Consider the following 4,383-nt stretch of genomic DNA (forward strand, 5'->3'; position numbering starts at 1 on the left):
GTGCCACCAGCTTCAGGAGACTGGCCAGGGTCTGCTCGGGGCGCTTCGTGGCCAGCGCACGAGTGACGCCCGCCCCGTCCAGCTGGACATAGGGACTTTGCACGTGTTCGAGAAAATGCTCATCTATTCGCTGCAGGGGCGCCAGGGTGTAAGTCTGCCCAGCCACTCTCTCACTACGTCCGAGGTTCTCCAGAAGTGAGGTGCGATCATCGTCGTCCTTGAGGCGTCGCCCCAGCTCGGTCAGCAGCGGTGCCAACGCCTTGTAGGCTTCAAATCCCGACGCAGGCGTCCATAGAATCGCCTTGCCCGAATGCAACGGGTCCAGGCCACCTCGTTCGGTCAGCACAAAACAACTGGCCAGTTTCAACGAGTCGACAGCGTCGCCTGCCTTCAGCGCCAAGGAAAACACGTCCGGCAAAAAACCGTTCAATGCATCTCGCTGCAAGCGTACCGGGGTATCGAGCACGGTGTTGATGATCGTCTGTTCCGTCGCACCCAGGGTGCGCATGACGGTGTGCAGCTTCAATTCACTGCGCAATGCCGTTGACAGGGTCTGAGTGAAACGCGATTGCAAGCTTCCGAGTGACGAATCGACGATGTTCTGCGCCTCGGTAATCGTGCGGGTTGTTGCGGGAATGACCGGGAGGTTTTCGAGGAGTAGGTCGAGCGGCCGCTTAACGGTGGAGAGAAGGGCCAGATGCTCTTTGGCCGACTCGCCACGAACGGTGGCTGGTTGCGCGCTCAGGCGCCGGTCTGCGTGTGTACTCCAGCGTCCTGCGGCATCGGCCGCCAGCAGTCGTTCGTCGATCAGTCTCCGGACATCCAGTGCGTTGTCGAACAAGGCACCGGGATCCTGCGTGCCTTCGCTTTCACGGTAACGGCTCAGCGCATGGGAAAGATTCTCTCGTTGCTTGCCAAGGATGTCGGTCATCACCTGTTCAAACACCGGGCCGATGATCGGTTCACCGACAATCACTTGTTCATCCGGCTCCATTGAAAGAAACGTAGCGCGTTCGTCCAAGGACATGAAGTTGAGCAGCGTGTCTTCACGCCCTTCGCTTTTCAACATCTGCGCGACGATTTTCCTGACAGCGGGCAGGTCGCTCGTTGCCTCGATGCCTCTGGACGGGGTGTACAGAAAGCCCAGCGTGTCGCTGCTGCCGATCATCACGGTCGAGGCGAGCTCCACGTAATGCTTGAAGGGGGCGGTGACACGTACTTTTTCGATACGAAGAGGATCGTCGGTGTCAGGTTCGAGGCTGACATTCATCAGTCGCAGGTATTCCTGCGTCGTTAGCACACTTTGCTGACGCTGAAGCAAAAGCTTCACGTGAAAGGTATCGCGCAAAACCTCGGCAAAAACCTCCCGGCGTGACTGCCCATTGTTCATCGGTGTATTCCAGAACGTCTTGAGCAGGCCTTGCAAGTGAGGGGTAAAACTTTGCGCGATCTCTTTGACTGCGCTTTCCCAGGCCTGAATATCGGCGTTGCTGCTCACACTGTGTTGGGGATTGGAAAAGACTCTGGAATCGCCAGTCGGCCACTCGTTGGTCAGGTAGTAATGCAGCAGGGCATCGCTAAGTGAATGCGAGGAAAGCAATTGTTGGTCATCGCTGTCGATGACAAAGCTCTTCAGTCGAGTAAGGCGCTGGTCCAGTTTGGGGAACGGCTTGTGCAACGCGTTCTTGAGGGTCTCGTCCAGCATCGATTGCAGCGTTGGCAGCTTGACCAGCTCGCCCATCATCGTCTTGATGTTCTGAGCCTGATTGCGCTCGAGGGTGAGCTCCTGGTCCTGGAACACCGCACCTTCAATTATTTGCGTGGCAATTTCTGGCGCAGTGGCGGCGGGTAAAGCGCTGCGTTGTTCGATGGAGAGAAAGCGCAATAACTCACGCTTGCCAGTGGGCTGTGCCAACCATTCCTTGAGTCTGCTTTTGAGGTCCTCCATGTCCGCGAATTTGATCAGGCCTTTCCACGGTGTGTAGAGCGTGACTTCTCCATCGTTGGGCCGGCTCATGGCAAAGGCGCCGGCCAGGGGGATATCTGGTGCATCAGGTACGCTTAAAAGCAGCTGGTCGACGTGCATGGGCTCGCTATTGGCGATACGGGCTTCATGCGTCGCCAGATAAACAGCATTCAACCACTTCAGGTCATCAATCGTGAAGGACAGTGCCTTTTCGCGTTCACCGGGCTGTTCGGCTTTGGATGCAAGTACTGCGTCGTCGAAAAAATACGGCAGTGGGGGAGCAATCATGGTTTTTCCTCGATGTGCTGCGATCGGCGGTTAATCGCAGGCTGTTGGATTGAGGAAAAACAGTACGGCCAGTGGCAGGCTTGGGTGCGGTACATATTGCTTGATGCGAACAGGTGTCGAGACTTGACAGGACGACGGTAAAACAGCGCTTAATCGACAACTGTTTTGGGTTGCCCTGCAACCTCGCTTCACCCTGTTGCCCGTACTCAATAATAAAACTGGAGCTTCAGATGACCGCAACGCCCGAAGTGGCCGTCAGTTCGAACACTCAAACGCTCGATTTCGACGCGCTCGTTCTTTTGCTTGAGCAGATTTTTCAGCGCCATGGCACCTCCGCCGAGGTGGCCAGGACACTGGCCCTCAACTGTGCCGGCGCCGAACGCGATGGCGCCCATAGCCATGGCGTGTTCCGCATTCCCGGTTACGTGTCGACGCTCCAGAGCGGCTGGGTCAATGGCCAGGCCGTGCCGGTGGTCGAGGACGTGGCTTCGGGCTTTGTCCGGGTCGACGCCGGTAATGGTTTCGCCCAACCGGCCCTCGCCGCAGCACGCGGTTTGTTGGTGGAAAAAGCGCGCAGCGCCGGCATCGCGGTGCTGGCGATTCGTAACTCCCACCATTTCGCAGCCTTGTGGCCGGATGTCGAGCCTTTCGCCTATGAAGGGCTGGTGGCGCTGAGCGTGGTCAACAGCATGACCTGCGTGGTGCCGCACGGTGCCGATCGTCCGCTGTTCGGGACCAACCCGATTGCTTTTGCCGCCCCTCGGGCTGACGGCGATCCGATTGTCTTCGACCTGGCGACCAGCGCCATTGCTCATGGCGATGTGCAGATCGCCGCGCGCAAGGGCGAGCGTTTGCCGCCAGGCATGGGGGTGGACGGTCTCGGCCAGCCGACCCAGGACCCGAAAGCGATTCTTGAGGGCGGCGCGTTGCTGCCATTTGGCGGGCATAAAGGTTCGGCGCTGTCGATGATGGTCGAGCTGTTGGCGGCGGCGTTGACCGGCGGCAATTTTTCCTTCGAGTTCGATTGGTCGAACCATCCGGGGGCCAAGACGCCGTGGACTGGCCAACTGTTGATCGTGATCGACCCGAGCAAGGCGGCCGGGCAGAATTTTGCCGAGCGCAGTCAGGAACTGGTCCGGCAGATGCACGGTGTGGGGCTCAAGCGTTTGCCGGGGGATCGACGTCACCAACAACGGGCCAAGTCCAGCACCGAAGGCATCCGGCTCGATGCTCAGACGTTGGCGAGTTTGCGGGAATTGGCCGGGCTCTGAGTCCTGCATACTCTCAGTCTGCATAAAAGCCGGGCATGAAAAAGGCGAGCTGCGTGCTCGCCTTTTTGCTGGGTACGGATTAAAACGGGGTCGCTTAACGCCGACCCAGCAACAACCCGACTACCAGGCCGAAACCGGCAGAGATCGCCACGGTTTGCCACGGATGACCACCGATGTAGGTTTCAGTGGCTTCGACCGCAGGTTTGGTCCGGTCACGAACGCGGGTGACGGAGTCCCGAGCCTGTTGAAGTTTCTGGGCGATCTGCCCACGAAGTGTGTCCGCTTCCTCACCGACGAGCGAGGCGCTGCTTTTGAGCAGTTTCTCCGACTCTTCGATCAGAGCCTGAAGTTCGCTGAAGGCCTGATCCTTGATCTGGTCTTCGGCGATTTGTGCGGCGGTTTTCCGGGCCATTGAGGTACTCCTTGCAGATAAATGGACAGTGAACAATGGAGTCTGCCGTCAGCGAAAAAGTTGCAGCGAATTTGCCTGCAGACGTCATCCTGATCAAAAATCCAGAGCAGGACATTTCCTCCTACAGTGTAAGATGTCGCCTATTTTACGCAGCAGGTAACTCCCATGAGCTTCAATCTGGCCGACAAACCCCTTGCAGAGCGCGCTGCGCTGGAAGATGAGAAATCCCGTCTGTTCGATCTATGGCAAAGCAACCTGGGCAAGTCCAAGGGCGAAGCCGCGCGGTTGTTCGGTGAGCGCGCCAAGCGCAAAGGCAAATGGGCCGAGTGGGTCCGTGCCGAACTTGACGGCATGTCGCCCCCGGAATTCGCGAACATGGTGCGCAGTGAAGTCAATCGCCTGATGGCTGCCAAGTAACCTGAACTCGACACACATCTCTGTAGGAG

4 protein-coding genes are annotated in these 4,383 nt (G+C 58.1%); 2 read left to right on the forward strand and 2 right to left on the reverse strand.

Going from position 1 to position 4,383, the window contains the following annotated elements; genetic code table 11:
- Positions 1–2,254, reverse strand: a 2,254-nt coding sequence (locus tag WLY71_RS29810; RefSeq protein WP_347806429.1) for a dermonecrotic toxin domain-containing protein, incomplete at its 3' end; no start/stop codon positions are given.
- A 230-nt stretch (positions 2,255–2,484) separates the two neighbouring features.
- Between WLY71_RS29810 and WLY71_RS29815 the strand changes: the two genes are divergently transcribed.
- Complete coding sequence (locus WLY71_RS29815; protein WP_347806430.1) at positions 2,485–3,525, forward strand: Ldh family oxidoreductase; 1,041 nt, start codon at positions 2,485–2,487, stop codon at positions 3,523–3,525.
- A gap of 94 nt (positions 3,526–3,619) precedes the next feature.
- On the opposite strand, the gene WLY71_RS29820 is transcribed toward WLY71_RS29815, so the two are convergent.
- On the reverse strand, positions 3,620–3,937 hold the full coding sequence (locus WLY71_RS29820) for an ElaB/YgaM/YqjD family protein (protein WP_347806431.1): 318 nt from the start codon (positions 3,935–3,937) through the stop codon (positions 3,620–3,622).
- Positions 3,938–4,102: 165 nt separating this feature from the next.
- Here WLY71_RS29820 and WLY71_RS29825 point away from each other — a divergent pair, with 165 nt between their 5' ends.
- Positions 4,103–4,354, forward strand: a complete 252-nt coding sequence (locus WLY71_RS29825) for a hypothetical protein (RefSeq protein WP_008155229.1) — start codon at positions 4,103–4,105, stop codon at positions 4,352–4,354.
- Positions 4,355–4,383 lie beyond the last annotated feature (29 nt).

The sequence above is a fragment of the Pseudomonas rossensis genome, from assembly GCF_039888995.1.
In the GTDB taxonomy this organism is placed as follows: Bacteria; Pseudomonadota; Gammaproteobacteria; order Pseudomonadales; family Pseudomonadaceae; genus Aquipseudomonas; species Aquipseudomonas rossensis.